Raw genomic sequence first — 19,621 nt, forward strand, 5'->3', positions numbered from 1 at the left:
GGCTTCGGCAAAGAAAACGGCTTCGACTCCGTGGCCATGTACACCCGCCGCAAAGCAATCGTCTGGGACCTCTCAACCGAACGCGAACTACCCTACACCGACTAGTAGTCGCAGCCAGCCAAGTGGAAACGGCCGGTGGCTAAAGAGACGAGACCAAGCTCGCTCCACAGCACGATTGGCCCTCATTCAGAAGATCGAAGAGGCGCCCGCTGGTTTGGGCGACTTTCCCGGGGATGTGGATGAGCACGCCGGGAGCCAGCCTACGAGTGCCCATTGAACTGAATAATAATTGCTAACAAGGGAATAGCGACATGAATGACTATGCAGAACTTCTAACTGAGCGACTGAAGGGGCGTCGGATCATAATTACGGGCGCAGCTTCTGGGATTGGACGGAGCACCGCTCAGCTGTTCGCACGCGAAGGGGCAGCGGTTGGGCTTCTCGATCGTGACAAGGAAAAACTCCTGGTCGCCGCCGAAGAAATCGGTGGCTCAGCCTTTCCCGTCGACATTACCGACGATGAGGCAGTCGCCAGTGTAATCAAGGAAGCTGCGGCCACGCTGAGCGGGATTGACGGCGTCGTTAACGCAGCCGGCATTATGTTCCGTGGGCATGCGGTCGACGTTTCAACTCAGGACTGGCGCAAGGTGATTGATATCAATCTCACCGGCACGTACAACGTAGTCCGAAGCTGCATCCCCTGGCTCCTACAGGAAACGTCGGCAACAGTTGTCACGATTGCCTCAGCGGCAGGGCTGCTGCCGAACTCGCCCGGGTATACAGCCTACGCTGCGTCCAAGGGAGGGGTTATTGCTCTGACGAAAGCGTTGGCGGCCGAGCTAGCACCGAAAGTCCGGGCCAACACTGTTTGTCCCGGCATGGTCGATACAGCCATGGCTGAAGGCCATAGGGGAAATGTTGGAAATTACGCGCTCAATCGCCTGGCCGACCCGGTGGAGATCGCCCGCGCCATCCTTTTCCTCACCAGCCCGGAATCCTCATACGTAACAGGAGCCGCACTGGCTACCGACGGCGGAAGGTCCTTCCACTAATCCTCATCACCGACCAGGGCATCGCCGGCTTGAACTAGTCCGTGAATCTGAACCTTCCTGGGGACTACGACCACCACTCCTGACATCTGCCTGCCTGGATGGCGCGGTTAGCGCGGGCAAAAGCTGGGCATCGCAGGTTGCCTCGGCCGCTGCTCGTCATCACCCGCGATCAGCCCGAAGTGAATAAGACAAACGGCTGCGGAGGAAGCCCGCAGGGAAGGGTCTGCCGTAACCCGTTTCGGCAGGGCCATCGTTACGGCCATGCAGACGCGGTTTGATGAAAACAGCCCTTTATAGCCACCAAGCAAATGGAGAATCAATCATGCGCGCAACCATCCTGCACGGCCGCGGCGACGTCCGCGTTGAGGACCGTGACAAGCCAGCCATCCAACAGCCTACGGACGCTGTCATCAAACTGGCTGCCGCATGTGTTTGCGGGTCCGACCTGTGGCCCTACCGCGGCGACGACGACGTGGCTGAACCTGTCGCGATGGGCCACGAGTATGTGGGCCTCGTAGAGGAGATCGGCGCGGACGTGAAGAACGTCCAGGTGGGCCAGTTCGTCGTCGGGTCCTTCTTTGCTTCGGACAACACCTGCGAGATTTGCCGTGCGGGCTATCAGAGCGGTTGCGTTCACCGCCAGGGCGTGGGCGGCGCGCAGGCCGAATACATGCGCATTCCCCTCGCGGACGGCACACTGGTGGCCACACCGGAAATGCCCGACGCCGATAAGATCCCGTCTCTGCTGGCCGCCTCCGACGTGCTCGGCACGGGATGGTTCGCCGCCAAGGCTGCCGAGGTGCGGCCAGGCAAGATTGTCGCAGTGGTGGGTGACGGCGCCGTGGGACTCCTTGGCATCCTGGCTGCGAAGCAGATGGGAGCTGAACGGATCATTGCCATGTCCCGCCACACCGACCGGCAGGTGCTGGCCCGCGAGTTCGGCGCCACCGACATCGTTGAGGAACGAGGCGACGAGGGCGTTGCGAAGATCAAGGAACTGACCAACGGTCTTGGCGCGCATTCAGTCCTCGAAGCCGTGGGAACCCAGGAATCCATGATGCAGGCCATCCGCGCCACCCGCCGCGGCGGGCACGTCGGGTACGTGGGCGTCGCCCACGACGTCGCGTTGCCGGGCCTGGAGATGTTTTTCTCCCACGTCCACCTGCACGGCGGACCCGCACCCGTCCGAGACTACCTTCCCGAACTAATCGACCTCATCCTCAGGGGCGAGATCAACCCGGGAAAGGTGTTCGATCTCGAATTGCCGCTGGACGAGGCGGCCGAGGGCTACAAAGCCATGGACGAGCGCCGCGCCATCAAGGTGCTCCTGCGTCCGTAGGGACGCTGACACCGGCGGCGGTTGGCGTACCCCCCCCCGGCACCGGCACAAGTCGACCAGATCCGCTACGTGATCCAGGGCAAGCTGCCCTACACCGAGAACGACGTCCTGGAGGAAGGATGGGTCGGATACTTCCCCGAGAGCGTCCACTACGGCCCCCAGGAACGCGCCGAAGGCCTTCGGACCATGGTCCTGCAGAGTGGCGGTGCCGGGCCAGGGCAAACCTCGCCCTCGTCGATATCGACGACGCCGCGAATGAAGAGACCGAACGCCTCGTCAAGGAGGGCGAGGGGAGAGCTTCTTACGCTGCGGGGAAACGTCACCCAGGAAAACGACGTCGTCTCCGCGCTGGACCGCACCCTTACGGCAACCTCGATATTGCCTTCAACAATGTCGGCAAGGACCATAAGGTTGCACCACTTGCGGATAAAAAATGGGCCCATATCTGGCAGAGGAACGTAACCAGCAGTTTCCTCTGCTTGCGTAATCAGATCCCAATTATGCTGCAGGCCGGCGGCGGTATCTCCGGAGCCGGAGTAATCGGCATTAAGGGGACCGCCGCCTGTGCAACAGCCAACACGCCGTCATAGGCCTGACGCGTTCGGCGGAACATCCGCATCAATGCCGTCCGCCCAGGCGTCATCGAACCGGGATGATGCGGCGGGCCTCGGGTGGCTCTGCTTCAGGATTTCGGCAGGCGACAACAGCTCCCACCCCCGTAATGAACGAGAACACGTTTGGGACGAAGCCGTCATTCCCCGCCACCAACGGCTGGACCTACGTCACAGCTACTTCCGCCCTGACCCCTTTGGTCTCCGCTGAGAGGCCTATAGGTGGTTCTGGTTCTCTGCGAGGCGTTCGGAGATGGTGGTTGCTGCTTTTTTGACGGCCTGTATTGCTTGTTCGACGTTGATCTCGCGGACGTGTTCGTCCCACGCGACGCCGACACTGCCGAGGGCCGTCTTCTGGTCGGTGAGGATGGGTGCTGCGACGCCGTAGACGCCGGGGTTGAACTCTCCTCGGGTTAGAAGGTAGCCGTCCTTCTTGATCTCACCGAGGGTTTTGCGGAACTCGCTCCACGTGGTGCCTAGTCCGGCGCGCTCGATCTCTTCGAGGTGACGGGGGTAAATGGCCTTCAGGCGGTAATGGGGGAGATGGGCCAACATGACCTTGGACCCGGCGCCTTGGAACATCGGACGCCGCTGCCCGCGGCTGAACCGGTTGGCGGGGCTAAGCGGGGCACGGCATTCACCGATGCACAGGACCGAATCGCGGAACGCGGTCAAAAGGAGGGCTGAGTGTCCGACGTTTTTCACCAGGTCTTCGAGGACTCCGTGGCTTGCCAGAAGCAGGGAGTCCGTCTGCCGGATCTGCAGGTCCATCTCGATGATCCGCGGACCAAGGCTGTAGTACCCGTTGCGGACCGTGGTGAGCAGCCCAGCGTCATGCAGGGTTTTGATGTAGCGGTAACCCGTTGACCGGGAAGCCTCCAATGCATCAATGAGGTCCGCAGTCGACCAAACAGGTTTTTGTTCAGTGAAGAGGTCGAGGACGGTCAGCATTCTGGCCAGGCTGCCCGCACTGTCCGGGGTTTCCGTCACCTCGGCGACATCTGCGGCCAAACCGTGTCCACTCATGAGCTGAGTCCTCATCATTCTCTTTCTTGCCCGTAAGCTGGGCCACTTTACCCGAGCGACGGATAAAATCCCATACTACAGGATTCCTCTGGCCAATATGGCATTTTACAAGCGTGCCGTCTGCGCGAAACCCGCCGGACTATAGCGTTCTCGTGGTCTCAGGGCAGGAAATTGGGGCAGGCGTTCTGGACGAGTTCCGATGAAATTTGAAGGCCTTGGGCCCGTCACGGCAGGCTCGGTCGCTATATACACGCGCCGCTGGGACGTCTCGACTGAGCGTGGTCTCCAAGCGGAGTGGAAACTATGCAAGCGTCGGGTCCAGCGACTCGGGAGAGCTTGGGCGGAGGGCATTCGCTGGCCTATTCCTTATGGAGCAGGGGGCTCCGATTTGAAGTCCTCCGTCGACCACTGCATGTACGCCTGACTTGTACAGGGCCAACGCCGCGCCCAGGGTAACGCTGAAGTTTCGCGTTCCATCCGAGGTCATTGCAATCACACTGCAGCGCTCACCACTATTCTGGATCTTGACTGAGATGGGGCGGAAATTGCAGTTGTCTGCTATCGGTTCGGGATCAGGAATGTCGCTAACGCGGTAGTCGATGTATTCGCCCGCGAACGTTTTTAGGCGCAAGAGTGTGTTTTGGTGGCCATGGGATGCTCCTACAATCACCGCTGACCCAACGAATTGGCCGAGATGGTGGGAATGGTCCCTTATTTCTTCCATGCTCTCCTCCTGACTGACGGATGATGCAGATGAACCTTCTGCCACAGGTTTTTCCGGTACCCATCGAGGGGGCCCGGCATGTTCGCATAGGCAGGAGTCGAAGGGGTTTGGGCATCAGGCCGCGTCTTTCATCCACGAAGGGCTCCTCTATATTGACCCTATCCCACATAGCGGGATATTGTCCATGGAGACTTTGTCATCCAATTCTGGCTTTGGCCTCCCTGCCCGTGACGTAGCCACATCATTCAGGTCTGATGAATGACCGCACGTTAGGCATCCAATCAAGAAGGAAGTATTAGCGTGTCAAAGAAGATCGCGATTCTGCGCACCAGCTTCGTTTTCGTTTGCGTCGAGCGTGTTATCAATGACTTCATTGCCGACTTGATTGCTGACGCTGAAGTCATGCACTTGTAGACTCCGACGTGGACGGTCGGAGCTGCCGCGCCGAGAGGAGGATCGGCCGTTCGGATACTCACCGTGCCAGCCCCCAAACGGTGACGCACTTGCAGTAACCAACGTGCAGAGTGACTGTCTGTGCACGTGATCACATGCTCAACAGTCAACTGATGGTGCTACCGGAGGACGGCGACGTGACCCCGGGCGCAGGCGACTAGATCGTTCTGCGAGGCAGCATGCATGTTCTCCGAAACGAACAGCCGCAACCGGCCACGTTCCTCTACACGTCCTTTCCTCTCGCCACGAGTGGCTCAGGGCGCCACTAAGGTTTCCTGCCACGAGCACCGCCGTACCGGCCACAGAGATCTGGTCGGAGTGAGCGAACCACCCCTGACAGCTCCCGGCAAAGCCTTGTCCCGCGTCTGCGGCCGCTGAGCCGATGTCCGCCAATTGCGCTGAACGGACGGCACTCCAGAACCAATGCTCCCGAGCGTCACCCCTGCCCGCACGACCGGGCGCTGGCCTGGAAACGGGCCGTGCAGACAGCCGCGATGGAGGTCCATTTAAGCCAACTGCCCCGTCGACGACAAGACTTGCTCTGGCCGGTCTGATCCCCAAGCAATCGTGGCCTCACCTTCGGCCCTCCTAACTTAGGTCAGGGGCGGAGTGTCCACTGGAACCACACCGGTACCGTACAGATCGGTGGCGAGATCGCGAAGAGCACGCAGTGCGACACGCTGCGGGAAGGGGCCGTATGAGATACGGGCTACCCCGAGTTCTTCCAATTCGGCCGCGGGGAGCGCTCCAGGTGCGCCGATCACTGACAGCTTTCCTCTCCCGAGTCCGTCGACAAGAGGCTCGATGACTTGGCGGGTGAGTGCTCTAGGGACGAACACCAAGGCGGCACCGGCGTCGAGATATGCACGACCTCGATAGATCGCGTCATCGATGCTGACCTTAATTGGGCGGTCACCGCCCCGCACGATCGCGTCTGTCCGTGCGTTGAGCTGAAACTTGATGCCCTCGTCGTTGGCAGCCTCGATAATGGCGTGCACGCGGGCGACAGCTTCATCGAAGGGTCGAAGCCGGTCTTCGACGTTGGCCCCTACAACACCGAGCCCGATCGCCCGGCGGATCGTCTCAGCGGGGTCTTCGTAACCATCATCAAGATCGGCCGTGACCGGAATGTCAACTGCGTCGACGACTGTTTTGATCCCTGCCAACGCTATGTCCAGGGGCATCATGCCGTCGGCGAAACCGTACGTGGCGGCGATCGAGTGGCCGGCGGTGGCGATCACTTTCGTCTCCGGCAGTGCCGCGACAGTTGCGGCGCTAATGGCATCCCAGACGTTTACAACCCGCAGGATCTCCGGTGCCTCGTACAATGCTTTCACCTGCTGCGCGCGGTCATACGTGCTTAGTTTGGTCATTCTCCGTTTCCATTCTCTCTCGCGCATTTTGCTGGGGGCTGGGGAGGATTGTTATCCCGGCGGCCTGGGCCTGGAGCATGCCACGCAAGGCGGCGCGTCACAGCTGCACGTACACACTCTTCGTGTACAGGTACGTGTCCATCTGGGCAGCCGTTCCCTTATAGCCGGAGTGACTTAGTTTGGTTCCGCTGAAACCGACCACGGATCGATGTAGCCATAGCAGTTGACCTACATCGTTCCTGTGTGTACTCCGTGGACTGTGGTGCAGTGCAGTGGACAGGTGTTCTTGCCTCGCTTCACCCGCGCCGGAATTGGCACCCAGGGAGGTTCCTGCACAGATTGGCCGCGTTGACGTCCCCGGGCTGGTATTGCCAGTCCGGGGACGTCAAAGCATTGTCGGCGGACCGTTCAGCCTTGCGAGCTAGACTGCCTGGCCCCCACTGGCAGATCATCAGTGTCGCCGTGCGGGGCGAGCTGCGCCAATGCCTCATGAGAAGTGTCAACACGTCCGAGGGCGTAGATCAGGGTTGCGGCGACGTACATGCCCGATACGGCCAGGATCACCCCGATGATGCCGTAATTTGAGAACAGCCACAGGACAATGAAGGGGGATGCAATCAAGCAGATGCGCCCGACAGTCTGAGCAAAGCCGCCGCCACGGAAGCGGAAGGCTGTTGGGAAGAACTCCGGTACCGTTCCCAGACACAGGGTTAGGAACGACGCGGCCATGGCGACCAGGATAAAGCCGACCGCGATGATCAGGGCAGGCTCTTTCATGAAGGGGAAAATGCCAGCAAAGATCGCTGCCAGCGTCCCGAACATCACGATACTGCGGCGCCGTCCGAGGCGGTCCGTGACGAACATGCACAGCAGCGGTCCCGCAACATAGCCGGACATGATGGCCGCGTTGAACCCCAGGGACTTCGACACGGTCATCCCCTGCTCCACGAAGAACGTGGGCATCCAGCCGGTAACGAAGTAGGAACCGAACAGGCAGATGACGGTTAGGATCAGGGCCAACAGCGTCCGCTGAATGACAGGGCGCGAAAACAGCACCGTGATCGGCATCCAATCGGCCTTCTCGTTCGCTCCGCCGGCCTCGTGCTGGGCCGCCGATGTCGGGATAACCTTCTGGCTGTCGACGCCGGACTCCCTCTCAATCATTTGCATGACAGCTTCGGCCTCATCGTACCGTCCGCGCGACTCCAACCACCTCGGGGACTCCGGCATACCCCGCCGCAGCCACCAGGTGATGAGCGCGCCCACACCCCCAATGACGAACATCCCCTGCCAGGACCACGCGGGAATGACCAACCAGCCGATGAGCGAGGACAAAGAGACGCCCAGCCCGCCGAAGAGTCCGAGCAGGCCCAAGTACCGGCCGCGATGGCCACGCGGAATGAACTCGGTGATCATGCCGTAGCAGATGACGTACTCGGCCCCCATCCCGATGCTCATGACAAATCGAAGGGCGATGAGCACCTCCATCGACGGTGACATCGCCGAAACCAAACATACGACACCGAACAATGCCAGATTGAACTGGAATGCGAAGCCGCGTCCGACCCGGTCGCTGAGCCAGCCGGCGAACGCGGCTCCGATCGCAAGGCCAGCGAAGGTCGCCGAAAGGAAGAATGAGTTCAGCTCGAGCGTCGAGAAACCGGTAGGCAGCATCGATGCCAGCACCGCGGACGAGATCTTGTTATCGAACGCGTCCCAGAACATGCCGAGGCCGACCAGCAGCACCAGACGCCGGTGAAACTTGCCGATGGGGAGACTGTCGAGCCGCAGGCCCGCATTGACGTGCGTGTTCATCGTGCGACTCCTCCCGGTCGTGTCGTGGCAAGGGGTTTACAGCAATTGGTGGGGTTCGGTGGATTGATTGGGAGCAAAGCCAGTTCCGGGATGGCTCCGGTTATATCAGTGTCGTCTGCTGGGCTGTGAGTACGAGCTTCGCACGGATTCGATCGACAATGTTCGGACATGCGTGTCATTACCTTTGGCTTGGTGTTCGGTGCGCAGCGGCACGAACACGACGGTGTGTTATGAACTGATCCTTCTCGACGCGGGGGACCCTCTCGAGGTTGATAAGTTGCCGACTCTGCCTTGCCACATTCGCGCGATATGCGTGTGGTTCGACAGTGACGGTGCACACAGTTCTTTGGAACAGGTTTGACGATATCCTGCATGGTGGGACTTGGTCAATATTTCAGGTGGGGAGATCACCCTGAGTGTTGCCCCGACCCGGTTAGCGTCCAAGGTGATGCACACGAGGCTTTCCTGCGGCCAGAACCCGAGCGTGTGCCCGACGAAACTGAGGACGTCGGCCGGGGTTTTGATGGTAAGCGGTTCCCTCGAAGTGCGCTTACTATCTTTCGAGCTTGATCTCCTCCGGGGCACGCGCTGCCAGGCTTCCGAGGAGGCGGAGAGCGTGGTCAGAGGCGGACCCTGGTTCGGCTGTGAAACCAATGAATTGGAGCCCGGGATCGGTAATTAGCTGCATGGCCTCGTAGCTGAGGTCGAGGTCGCCCACGTCGGGGTGATGGATGAGTTTGATGCCGGCAAGGTGTACCCGCACGTCGTGGGCTTCCCAGAGCGCTGCGAACTCGCTGCTGCCGTCTGCGAGCTCTCCGATGAGGCCGCGGAGTGCCCGATCGGCGGGTACGCGCCCTGATTCAGCGCGGAGAAGGGCGACGATTTGTTCGGCCGAGTCGTTCCAGTCGCGGTAGGTGGCCCTGCCCCGGGGGTCGAGGAAGAGGAAGCGGGCGAAGTTCACCGGCTCTTGAGGGTGGACATACATCTCGGAGAAGAGCGCACGCCCGAGGGTGTTGGTGGCAACGACGTCCATCCGACCGTTCTGGATGATTGCCGGGAAGGTCATCGCGTCGAGGAGTCGCTGGGTGCCGGCCCGGATCTGCTGGGTGCGGGAGGCGGGCTTTCGACGCGGTGTCCTCGCGCCCTGGTTTGCTGCGCGGGCCAGGTCGTACAAGTGGGCGTGCTCGGCGTCGTCGAGCTTGAGCGCGCGGCTGATGCCGTCGAGGATGGCGTCCGAGATCCCTGATGCGTTGCCCCGTTCAAGGCGCACGTAGTACTCAACACTCATCCCGGCGAGCAACGCGACTTCTTCACGGCGGAGCCCAGGCACCCGTCGGCGACCACCGAAGTCGGGCAGCCCGGCGTCGGCAGGGCTCAGCCGCGACCGGCGCGTAATAAGGAACTCGCGGATGTTGGCGGCGGTGGTCATGCTCCAAATCTACGCTGGCCATTGGCTCCGAGGGGGTCCCTCTTATTAACCCTATAGAGCGGGTCTGCCTCCGGCGGGCGGGTTCTCCTTTACTGGAACTCAATGGATAGGCAAAGTGCCGATCTGCATAACCAGGAGGACACGTAGTCATGGCAGAAGAGAACGTTTGGTTCATCACCGGAGCGGGCCGCGGTATGGGCATCGATATTGCCCGATCGGCCCTCGCCGCCGGACATTCGGTCGTCGCCACGGGCCGCAACGCTGCCCGGGTTCAGGACGCGATCGGGGAGCACGAGAACCTCCTCGCCCTAGCTCTCGACGTCACTGACGAAGCCGCCGGAGCCGCCGCAGCGGAGGCCGCCGTCGCTCGTTTCGGCCGTATCGACGTACTCGTCAACAATGCCGGTAATTTCTACGCCGGGTTCTTCGAAACCCTCAGCGACGCGCAGGTCCGAGCACAGCTGGACACAAATTTCTTCGGCCAGCTGAACGTGACCCGCGCGATTCTGCCGATCCTGCGCCAGCAGCGCTCGGGCTCGATCGTCACCATCACCTCGACTGCCGCCTTCGTCGGCGGCGGGTTCACGTCCGCATATGCGGCGTCGAAGTTCGCCCTTGAGGGGTGGATGGAGTCACTGCAGGCCGAGGTCGAGCAGTTTGGGATCACCACAACTACTGTCGTGCCCGGGTTCTTCCGCACCGAACTCCTCGTGGAAGGTTCGTCGACGATCTGGCCGGAGCTGCAGATCGACGACTACGCCGACGGCACCGCGCAGGCGATCGCCGGTTTCAAGGCAATGAACGGGCAGCAGGGGGGCGACCCGAAGAAGCTCGCCAACGCGCTCGTCTTTCTGTCCGACTCGGGAACGCTGCCGCTCCGGTTCGTCGCCGGCGCAGACGCCATGGCAGCTATCGAGCAGAAGCTCACCACCGTCCAAGACCAGATCGAGACCAACCGGACCCTGTCAGCATCGCTGTCCTTCGACGCCTAAGACGGCGTCAGTCCGGCACATTGCTCCGAGTCCAATCACCTCACCAGAACCCCAGGCTCAGGCTGACCATGCGGCACCTCAGCCTCCACTTCCACCACTAGAAAAGGACACTTATCATGGCAGGTCCCCTCGGCATTATCGGTTCGGGCGCGATCGGTGGCACGCTTGCGCGCCTAGCCGTCGCAGCAGGCCTCGACGTCATCCTCAGCAACTCCCGTGGCCCCGAGACCCTGACCGAACTGGTCCGGGAACTCGGACCCCGCGCCCGAGCAGCAACGGTCACCGAGGTCGCCCACGAGGCCGACCTGGTGATCGCCGCGATCCCACTCGTCGCCTACACGGACCTACCCGCAGACGACCTGGCAGGGAAAGTCGTCATTGACACGACGAACTACTACCCGCAGCGAGACGGACAAATCCCCGACCTGGACGAGGATAGGTCGACGGCGAGCCAGTTGGTGCAGGCGCATCTCGCTGCCTCTCACGTTGTTAAAGCGTTCAACAACATCACCTTCGCCAGCCTCGGCAACGGCGCCCGCCCTGCCGGGGCTTCGGACCGAAGCGCCCTGCCGATCGCAGGCGAAGACGCCACCGCCAAAGCGCGTCTAACCGACCTTCTGAACACCCTCGGGTACGACGCGCTCGATACCGGCGGACTCGCCGGCAGCTGGCGCAGCGAACCAGGCACGCCCGTCTACTGCGACCCGTACATGCCGGGGTGGCCGACCGACTCCCTGACCACTGACGAGCTCATCCAGTGGCTGCTGGCCGCCCCAGTCATTCCACAATCGGCACAGCGGGTCGAAGAGCTGGTTGCAAGCGCCGTGAGAGGACCAGCAGGCGGGTACTTCCCCGAGGTGCAGTAACAACACACATCAACTGCAGCGCTTCGCCGCCCGTGAGGACGCCATCGAAGCGGCCGAGGCCAAGGCGAAGGAATTCCTTGCCTACGCTGAGGCCTCACGCGAACCGGGCGGCAGCCTGGCCTGCGGCGACGCCCATGCCTGAGCATACGCGCCCGAACTGGCTGGACGTCGCCGCCCAGAAGTTCGACCTGCCCGGCTCAGCCCCCCGCTCCTGGAGTTCTGGCTCGGGGAAGGGGAGTTCTGGCTGGGGGAATGACTGATGCCCCGGCGAATTCCTGACCTGTCACACTCCTGTAGGCACCCATATACCCGCTTCCCTCATTAGTACAAAGGTTTCTCATTATGTCTAGAGTCCTCTTTGTGGTCGCGCACCCCGATCTGTCCCAGTCGAAGGCCAACGCGGCGCTGGTTGACGCCGTACGCGATCTGCCCCATGTCACCGTGCATGACCTCTACGCCACCTACCCCGACTTCCAGATCGAGCGACAGCCACCGTCCACGTCACCTGCAACTGCCGGATATTCCGCCGTTGGGACGAAACTCCCGGTGTCGGGAGAGACCTCCGCACCGGTGAGCTGCTCATTGCCCGGGGACTCGGCGACATCCTTACGCTACTGCCACTGACCTGACCGGCAGGGGGGCGGTCCTGCTACGGCCAGGAGGGCTCCTGTTTCGCGCTGGAGGGGCCCGCGCGATAGAGGTACTGGAAGGGACTCCCTCCGCCTCCGGGCTTGGCTTAGCGTGGATGATATGGACAATCGAGTGGACGTGGCGCCATCGGCGCGGAACGGCGCGATATGCAAGTCGTCGCTCGCGGCGATCCGATCGATCGCCTGGGGCCAAGTGCTCATTGCTCTTCTCCTGGGATCGTGCTTCCCGTGTAGTTGGCCAGCGAGCTGAGGAGCGCCGTCTGGAAGCGTTCATCACCTACCGCCTGATGCGGTGTCTGGGTTCTCTTGTGGTGCCAGTATTGACCGCTCCGGAGAGTTTCCGGTTTCTCGCCCGCCGCGAGCCAGGCCTGCGTGACGTGACCGAGGCGGAGGTCGTCGCTGGCTCCGGGCCCGCCCATCCGGGTCGGCACCCAGCCGGGATCCACGGCGTGCGCGCTCACGTCAGGCCATAGCCTTGCAACGGCCGCTGCCAGGGCAGTGACGAACAGCTTGCTGTCGGAGTACGAACGGGACTCCCGTCCGCCGCTCCAGTCCACCCCCGCGAGATCCGCGCGGCCGCCGTGGTGCATGCTGCTGCTGAGGTAGATCAGCCGGTCCGGGCGCTCCATTTCTGCGGTGAGGACGAAGGGTGCGACAACGTTCACCGGCAGCAGGTCCGGGCCGCCGATGACTCCCGCGTTGTGGATCACTGCCTCAAACCGTCCCAGGGCGTTCGCCTGTTCGGCCAGACCGCGCATCTCGTCGGGCTTGGCGAGGTCGCCCACGATGGCCTGTGCGCCGCGGTCGAGGAGGTCTTGGACCGCGGCCAGCCGCCCGCTCGTGCGCGCATGCACGACGACGACGTGGCCGCCGTCGAGCAGCGCTTTAGCCGCCGCTCGGCCGAGGCCGTCGCTGGAACCGGTTACGAGGATGCGGGACACGGACTTGCCTTCCGTTTGGGAACGTTGTCTCGTGAAAACTCAGTCGAGAGGTGCCACGAAGGTACGGAAGTCCTTCCCTTGGCTGTAGATGCGCCAGAGGGTTTCGGACAGGGCTGCCGGTTCGTGCGCGGGGTCACCTCCACCGTTGCCCAGCGGAATGATGAGCTGCGCGACGTGGATTCCTTCCGGTCCCAAGGCATCGTGGAGCATCTGGGCGTACGCCGATTCGGCGGCGAACGCGGCGGAGGTGCCGCGTAGTTGTGGTTGGGCCGGACCGCGCTGGAGCCGTTGACGAACAGGGCGGTTCCGCGGCCGAGGGCACGCATGCCCGGAAGTACCGCGTTCATGGCGGCCACTGCTCCCAGCGTGGAGAACTCGAGCGCCGAGCGCAGTTCTTGGGGCGTCGTTTCAAGAACGGGCCGGAGATATTCCTTGGATGGTACGGGGCTGTAGTGGAGAATTTCGACTGGCCCCAGCTCGCCGGCCGCCCGGGCAAGGGCAGTGTTGAGTGACTCGTGGTCACGGACGTCGGCTGCGTAGCCGCGGGCGGTGATGCCGGCGTCGGCCAATTCCGCTGCGAGGGCGTCGACGTGTTCCTGGGTACGGGAGAGGAGGGCAACGTTGAAGCCTTTGGCTCCGAAGCGGCGGGCAGAGGCGAGACCCAAGCCGGGTCCGGCACCGATGATCGCGATCGTGGTCTTCATGGGGTTCTTCTTTCGTGGAGGGTATATCAGGACGAGGTGCCCGGTTGATCGGGCTGGTGGCCGCGGCGGTCCTGTGGTTAGGCAGCGAGGCATCAAGCTGTGTCATCGTGGTCACGCTTCCGGTCGACGACGGCTACACCGCTCAGTAGTGGCGCCAGCGCGGCGTGGTCAGCCGTCCGTGCGTGTTCTTTCGGACGCCGGCTGGACGGCGTTTCCGTACTCGCTGGCCGCCCATGAGGCGAGCAGCTGCATGCGCTCTGCCGACGGCGACCCGGGCTCTGCGGTATAGATCGTGAGAGTCAGGCCAGGCTCAGCGGCCATCTCCAGCCCCTCGAAAGCGAGAGTCATTTCGCCCACGATGGGGTGGTTGAAGGTCTTGAACCCAGTGCCGTGGTGGCGGACGTTGTGCGCACCCCAACGGCGGCGGAACTCCTCGCTGCGGGTTCCCAGCTCACCAATGAGGTCATGGAGTTCCTTGTTGTGGGGGTCCCGGCCGGCCTCCGTCCGGAGGATGGAGACAGTCACCTCTGCGAAGGCATCCCAGTCCGGGTAGAACTCGTGAGCACGTTCATCCAGGAAGGTGAACCGGGCGATGTTCGGCGGTTGGCCCGGCATGTCGTAGCAGTCCTTGTAGAACGCCCGCATCAAGGAATTGACCGCCTGCAGATCCATACGACCATTACGGACGAACGCGGGTCCGGCCGTGATCGCATCAAGCGCCCACTGCAAACTCTGATGCGGCACATAGGACTTCGAGCTCCGTCGCCGCGGCGGCCGTGCAACCGGGCTGGCCGCGTGGGCGAGGTCGAACAGGTGGGCCCGCTGTGCTGGCGTCCGGCGTAGCGGAAGCTGTTGCGGATCAGGTGCACGATGCACTGCTGCACCACCGTTCGCTCCCACGTGGTCGTGATCGCCTCCGGCAGGCCCTTGAGCCCATCACAGACAGCGATCAACACATCTTCCACGCCCCGGTTCTTCAGCTCGGAGAAGACCTGCAGCCAGTACCGGGCACCCTCGCCGCCGTCCCCGGCCCAGATCCCCAGGATCTCCCGCTCCCCGTTCACGGTGACGCCCATGACGACGTAGAACGGGGTGTTGCGCACCTGCCCGTCACGGACCTTGACCACGACCGCGTCAACGAAGAGCACCGGATAGATCGGGTCCAAAGGTCGGGCCGACCATTCGGCCAGTTCCCCGGCGACCTTCTCCGTGATGCGGCTGATGGTGTCTTTGGAGACCTTGGCCCCGTAGACCTCCTCGAAGTGCGCGGCGATTTCCCCGGTGGTCAGCCCCCGGGCGGACAGCGAGAGCACGATCTGGTCGATCCTTTCTTACAGTCCCGCACTGTCTCGGAAGGGTCTAACGCGACAATTTGAACGTTTGTTTCTTGGCTGAGGTGCAGTGCTGCACGAAAGCCCGGGTTTGCATGGTCGGGGGCTGCTCGAGGTTTGTTAGCGCTGGATGCTGATGGCGAGATCCAAGTGGATGTTTTTATCGGTGACAAGGCGGTCTTGGAGGTAGTGGGCAAGACTCGCGTCGGTGGTGGTGTGGATGCTTTGCGGAATCGCTCCCCGGAGGACAGCCTTGGTGTTGGTGGACTTGACGACGTCCAAGGGCGCCCAACTGCGGTGGCTGGATGTGAGGCGTTCTAAGTCTGTGCGGAATGAATGCTCGTGGGTCTCGCGGACCGTGGCGCACATGGTGAACGGGATGAAGGCAGTAGGCAAAAGAGGTCCTTCCAGTCGGCCCCGGTGGGGGAGCCCGTTTAAAACAAGGTGGGGGTGGGCGCCAATCGATGAAACAGCACGGGCGGGCCGCCGAACAGATGCGGCCCGCCCGTGCTGTGAGTTGGTGCTGGGTGCTGCCTAGGCATCGTCGATGACGATGCCGAAGGACTCGGGGTCGAGGGTCTCGAGGTCGAGGGTGTCGCCGGTGTCCAGGGCGTCGATCCGTGCCAACTCATCGTTCGTCAGCTCGAAGTCGAAGACGTCCAAGTTCTCCGCGATGCGGGCGGCGTTGATGGACTTCGGGATGGCGGAGCGGCCCTGCTGGATGTGCCAGCGCAGTATGACCTGCGCGTTCGACTTGCCGTAGCCCTCACCGATGGCGCGGATCGTGGCGTCGTTCAGCGGGTTGGCGGCCTCGCCGTTGTAGCTGCGGATACCACCGATCGGGGACCACGCCTGGGTGATGACGCCGTGCTCGGCGTGCTTTGCCTGCAGTTCGGCGCGGACGTTGTACGGGTGCAGTTCGATCTGGTTGACCGCCGGCACGATGTCGGTCTCTGCGAGCAATGCGTCCAGGCGGGCCGGCAAGAGGTTGCTTACACCGATGGCGCGGACAGAGCCGTCGGCCAGCAGCTTCTCCAGCGCCTTGTAGGTCTGGATCGTGCGTTCGAACTTCGCTGGCAGCGGCTGGTGCAGCAGCAGCAGGTCCAGCTGCTCGACGCCGAGCTTCTTGGCGCTCTTCTCGAACGCGTGCAGGGTCTCGTCGTACCCGTACTCCGTGACCCACACCTTGGTCTCGATGAACACCTCATCCCGCGGCACCCCTGAGCGGCGCAGACCCTCCCCGACCTCACGCTCGTTCAAGTAGGCGGCGGCGGTGTCAATGTGCCGGTACCCGAGTTCCAGCGCCGTCTGCACGGAGTTGACCGTTTCTTCCGGAGCTGTCTGGTATACGCCCAGGCCGATCGCGGGCATGGTGACGCCATTGTTGAAGGTAACTGTGGAGGACATGGTTTTCTCTTTCGTTTATCGGTTGAGTGGTGAAGTGGGAGTGCACTCCCGAGGCATGGTGTCCAGCCGCATCGGATCCCGCAGGAAATGCGGGACAACTTTTTTCGGCAGCCCTGTGCCGCATTCTCCGGACGGTTCAGGTCCGCAGGATGGCGGGCCGTGCTCAGGAGGCTTCGGCCGGGACGTTTGGAGCGGGCTTGTGGTGGGCGCTCATGTCGCCGGCACACAAGGTCATGCCGCGCGTCTGGCGAAGGAGCGGCTGAAGCTTTGTCCTGATTGGACAAGCTTCCGGGCGCTGCGAAGCCTTGCGTTCTCGTAGTTGTGCAGCGCCGCGGGTGTTGTGCCGCGGTCTGCGACCGCGTCGGCGAGGGCTTCGGCGTCGTAGAGGGATTCGGCGAACCCACTGCCGGTCATGGGGGTCGGTACGTGGGCGGCGTCGCCGACGATCGCGACGCGGTCCCGGGCGAGTCGTGTGGGTACGTATTCGGCGATGGGTGTGCCGATGACTGCCCGCCTTTCGATGCTGTCCAGGATTGCATCGCTCCACGGCGCGGGGAACATTTGACGGGCCTGTTGGGCGAGCTCGCGGTAGGTCGTGTTCGGGATCCCGGCGGGCATGAGTGAGTGCCGCACCACGGAGCCTTTGACGCTGCCGCTTGAACGCAGCAGATCGTTTCTGCTGGAGTCGTACCAGGCCCAGCCAAGGCGGCGTGATCCTGGTGCGAGGGAACCATTGGCGCCCGGAAGCGGATATCCGAGCAAGGTGTCACTGCCGCCGCCCAGGAAGGCCATGTCTGCCGGCCAGCGCCGGGCTCCGATGGCCGACTCGTCGGCGATTCCGATCCATATGACGTAGCCCGCGAAGCTGGCATCCGGGTGATCGGGTGAGATGTGCCGGCGGACGGTGCTGCGGTGGCCGTCGGCCCCGATCACGATGTCCGCGGTGATCCTCTGCCCGGTTGAGGTGACGACCGAGGCGGAGTTTGCGTCCTGCGAGACCTTGCTGACAGTGGTGTTTTGTCGCAATTCGATGAGAGGGTCTGTTTCGATTGCGGCGCGGAGCGCTCCGTGGACGGCGAACCATGTCTGGATGCCCGGGGCCAGGGGCTGCGGTACTTCTGATGTGTCGAGCCCGGTGATGCGTTCGAGGAGACCATCGGGGACGTGGAGGGCCGCTCCTGTGCGGCCGGTGTCATCGGAGCGTTCGATCATGGTGACCTGCACGCCCGCCCGTGAGAGCGTCAGGGCGCCCATGAGACCGGCGAGGGAAGCCCCGACGACGATCGCAGTGCCCGAGGGGTCGTGATGGTCGGTGGTCCCGGTCATGGGGCGGTGCTTTGTGTGCACGGTGGCTCTCCTATCTTGTTCTGCTGGTGCCCGGGGTCCCTGCGACCCGCTTGTCTGGCGGGCCGCAGGGAAAACGAACGGTCAGGGCGTACGTCTCGTGTTCGAGCTGCGCGGCGGGTTCGGGTGCCGGGGCCTGGGTGGTGGTCCGGGTGGCGCCGATGAGGGCGAGGATGGCCATGCCAGCACCGACGGTTGTGGGTGTGCGGACATTCGGGAATCACTTCCCTGTTATTTGGTACTGGTCAGAGTTTGTTGGGTGTGTCAGTTCTGGTCGATGAGAGCACCGCGGCGGGTGAGGGTCCAGACCAGGAGCGCGATGACGACGATGCCCAGGGCGGTGCCGGTGATGAGGGTCCACCCGCCGGTGGCCCAGAGCGGTCCGGCGAGGGCGGAGCCGATCGCGCCGCCGAGGAAGTTGCTGACGACGATCGCGGTGTTCAGGCGGCTGCGGTTCTGACCGGGCAGGGACAGCAGCCTGGTCTGGCTGAGCACGAGGGTGGCCTGCGCGGCGAGATCGAGCACGATGACGACTACGATCAGGCCGATGACGGAGGACTGTGCCAGCCAGGCGCCGACGAGGGAGACGGCCAGGAGGGTCAGCGCGATGCCGGAGGCCGGTACTGACCAGCCTCGGTCGTGAAGCATGCCGGCCCGTCGTGCGGCGACTGCCCCGACGAGGCCCGCGAGGCCGAAGAGTCCAATCTGGCCGACGGTGAAGGAGAACGGCTGAGCGGACAGCAGGAAGGTCAGGGAAGTCCAGAACAGGGAGAACACGCAGAACGCGGAGGCACTGATGAGGATGGTGGGAGCTGCGGCGCGGTGCTGGGCGACGGTGGTGAATACGGACCCGAGCAGACGGAAATAGTTCGTGGCCGGTCGCTTTTCCAGCCGTGGGATCAGGAACGACAGCACGACGGCGAGAGCGACCGTGAGGATGGCGGCGAGGACGTAGATGGCGCGCCAGCCGACGTACTCTGCTACGGCTCCGCTGATGGTGCGGGACAGGAGCACGCCGATGAGGGCTCCGGAGGCGATGGTGCCGAGCACGCGGCCGCGCTGTTCGGGTGCTGCCAGTTCACTGGCAAGTGGGACCAGTAACTGCGCGGACACGGTGGTCAGGCCGACCCCGCCGAGCGCGGCCAGCAGGAGGGAGAACGTCGGTGCGACGGCAGCGCCAAGGAGGGCGATCGCCGACAGTCCAAGGATGAGGGGGATCATGCGTTTGCGGTTGAGGACGTCGCCCAGGGGGACGATGAGGAAGATCCCGAGCGCGTACCCAAGTTGGGTGACGGTGACCAGTGACGCGGCGACAGCGGAAGAGACCTCAAGCGAGTTTGCGATCTCCTCGATGAGGGGCTGCGCCCAGTAAAGGTTCCCGACGGCGAGGCCAGCGGCGATCGCGAAGACGATGGTCCGCAGGCGGGTCATGCCATGGGTGGCAAGAGTTGTTGTCATGATGTTCTTTCTCAATGATCGTGTGCCACTCGTGGTTCCTGTGATGTTCGTGGCGGTAGGATCGGGCGGCGGTAAATCTTGGCTTCGTGGGGGAGTGTGGTCGGCG

Annotated in this window: 18 protein-coding genes and 1 pseudogene; 6 read left to right on the plus strand and 13 right to left on the minus strand. The window is 63.0% G+C overall.

Annotated elements, in window-relative coordinates; all coding sequences use genetic code 11:
- The first annotated feature begins 311 nt into the window (after window positions 1-311).
- The 3 genes from J2805_RS20015 to J2805_RS23990 all read left to right on the plus strand — a co-directional run bounded on the left by J2805_RS20015 (window position 312) and on the right by J2805_RS23990 (window position 2,981).
- On the plus strand, window positions 312-1,052 hold the full coding sequence (locus J2805_RS20015) for an SDR family NAD(P)-dependent oxidoreductase (protein WP_309979407.1): 741 nt from the start codon (window positions 312-314) through the stop codon (window positions 1,050-1,052).
- Window positions 1,053-1,374: 322 nt separating this feature from the next.
- The gene (locus J2805_RS20020; protein ID WP_309979409.1) at window positions 1,375-2,391 is read left to right on the plus strand and encodes a zinc-dependent alcohol dehydrogenase family protein; all 1,017 of its coding nucleotides are present in this window, start codon (window positions 1,375-1,377) and stop codon (window positions 2,389-2,391) included.
- A 119-nt stretch (window positions 2,392-2,510) separates the two neighbouring features.
- Window positions 2,511-2,981 (plus strand): SDR family oxidoreductase, encoded by a 471-nt coding sequence (locus J2805_RS23990; RefSeq protein WP_396134441.1) that lies wholly within the window; start codon window positions 2,511-2,513, stop codon window positions 2,979-2,981.
- Window positions 2,982-3,218: 237 nt separating this feature from the next.
- On the opposite strand, the gene J2805_RS20025 is transcribed toward J2805_RS23990, so the two are convergent.
- The 4 genes from J2805_RS20025 to J2805_RS20045 form a co-directional block, all read right to left on the minus strand.
- Window positions 3,219-4,028: an IclR family transcriptional regulator gene (locus tag J2805_RS20025; RefSeq protein WP_309979411.1), complete on the minus strand. Its 810-nt coding sequence runs from the start codon at window positions 4,026-4,028 to the stop codon at window positions 3,219-3,221.
- Window positions 4,029-5,798: 1,770 nt separating this feature from the next.
- Complete coding sequence (locus J2805_RS20030; protein ID WP_309979413.1) at window positions 5,799-6,578, minus strand: isocitrate lyase/PEP mutase family protein; 780 nt, start codon at window positions 6,576-6,578, stop codon at window positions 5,799-5,801.
- 408 nt (window positions 6,579-6,986) lie between these two features.
- Window positions 6,987-8,393 carry an MFS transporter gene (locus tag J2805_RS20035; protein WP_309979415.1) on the minus strand — a complete coding sequence of 469 codons (1,407 nt, stop codon included), beginning with the start codon at window positions 8,391-8,393 and terminating at the stop codon, window positions 6,987-6,989.
- A gap of 553 nt (window positions 8,394-8,946) precedes the next feature.
- A complete protein-coding gene (locus J2805_RS20045) occupies window positions 8,947-9,822 on the minus strand; it encodes a helix-turn-helix domain-containing protein (RefSeq protein ID WP_309979419.1) in 876 nt (291 codons plus the stop codon).
- 149 nt (window positions 9,823-9,971) lie between these two features.
- Here J2805_RS20045 and J2805_RS20050 point away from each other — a divergent pair, with 149 nt between their 5' ends.
- The 3 genes from J2805_RS20050 (at window position 9,972) to J2805_RS20060 (ending at window position 12,304) form a co-directional block, all read left to right on the plus strand.
- Window positions 9,972-10,814, plus strand: a complete 843-nt coding sequence (locus J2805_RS20050; RefSeq protein WP_309979421.1) for an SDR family oxidoreductase — start codon at window positions 9,972-9,974, stop codon at window positions 10,812-10,814.
- Between the two features lie 116 nt (window positions 10,815-10,930).
- A complete protein-coding gene (locus J2805_RS20055) occupies window positions 10,931-11,680 on the plus strand; it encodes an NADPH-dependent F420 reductase (RefSeq protein ID WP_309979423.1) in 750 nt (249 codons plus the stop codon).
- Window positions 11,681-12,022: 342 nt separating this feature from the next.
- The gene (locus tag J2805_RS20060) at window positions 12,023-12,304 is read left to right on the plus strand and encodes an NAD(P)H-dependent oxidoreductase (protein WP_309979425.1); all 282 of its coding nucleotides are present in this window, start codon (window positions 12,023-12,025) and stop codon (window positions 12,302-12,304) included.
- A gap of 223 nt (window positions 12,305-12,527) precedes the next feature.
- Here J2805_RS20060 and J2805_RS20065 read toward each other — a convergent pair whose 3' ends face one another.
- The 9 genes and pseudogenes from J2805_RS20065 to J2805_RS20105 all read right to left on the minus strand — a co-directional run bounded on the left by J2805_RS20065 (window position 12,528) and on the right by J2805_RS20105 (window position 19,515).
- Entirely contained in the window at window positions 12,528-13,271 is a 744-nt protein-coding gene (locus J2805_RS20065) for an SDR family NAD(P)-dependent oxidoreductase (RefSeq protein ID WP_309979427.1), read from the minus strand.
- Window positions 13,253-13,975, minus strand: a complete 723-nt coding sequence (locus J2805_RS20070; protein ID WP_309979429.1) for an SDR family NAD(P)-dependent oxidoreductase — start codon at window positions 13,973-13,975, stop codon at window positions 13,253-13,255. Before J2805_RS20070 ends, J2805_RS20065 begins: the two co-directional genes overlap by 19 nt.
- Before the next feature lie 168 nt (window positions 13,976-14,143).
- Window positions 14,144-14,875, minus strand: coding sequence for an MmyB family transcriptional regulator (locus tag J2805_RS20075; RefSeq protein WP_309979431.1), 732 nt, complete (start codon window positions 14,873-14,875; stop codon window positions 14,144-14,146).
- Window positions 14,803-15,300: pseudogene (locus tag J2805_RS20080) on the minus strand (IS256 family transposase); the annotation flags it as partial. The pseudogene J2805_RS20080 and the gene J2805_RS20075, both read right to left, overlap by 73 nt.
- Window positions 15,301-15,426: 126 nt before the next feature.
- Window positions 15,427-15,702: a hypothetical protein gene (locus tag J2805_RS20085; protein ID WP_309979433.1), complete on the minus strand. Its 276-nt coding sequence runs from the start codon at window positions 15,700-15,702 to the stop codon at window positions 15,427-15,429.
- Window positions 15,703-15,840: 138 nt separating this feature from the next.
- Window positions 15,841-16,713, minus strand: a complete 873-nt coding sequence (locus tag J2805_RS20090) for an aldo/keto reductase (RefSeq protein ID WP_309979435.1) — start codon at window positions 16,711-16,713, stop codon at window positions 15,841-15,843.
- 231 nt (window positions 16,714-16,944) lie between these two features.
- Window positions 16,945-18,060: an FAD-dependent monooxygenase gene (locus J2805_RS20095; protein WP_309979437.1), complete on the minus strand. Its 1,116-nt coding sequence runs from the start codon at window positions 18,058-18,060 to the stop codon at window positions 16,945-16,947.
- Window positions 18,061-18,070: 10 nt separating this feature from the next.
- Window positions 18,071-18,238, minus strand: a complete 168-nt coding sequence (locus J2805_RS20100) for a hypothetical protein (protein ID WP_309979439.1) — start codon at window positions 18,236-18,238, stop codon at window positions 18,071-18,073.
- Between the two features lie 83 nt (window positions 18,239-18,321).
- Complete coding sequence (locus tag J2805_RS20105) at window positions 18,322-19,515, minus strand: MFS transporter (protein ID WP_309979441.1); 1,194 nt, start codon at window positions 19,513-19,515, stop codon at window positions 18,322-18,324.
- Between the last annotated feature and the right edge of the window lie 106 nt (window positions 19,516-19,621).

Source organism: Arthrobacter oryzae (assembly GCF_031454875.1).
Taxonomy (GTDB): Bacteria; Actinomycetota; Actinomycetes; order Actinomycetales; family Micrococcaceae; genus Arthrobacter; species Arthrobacter oryzae_D.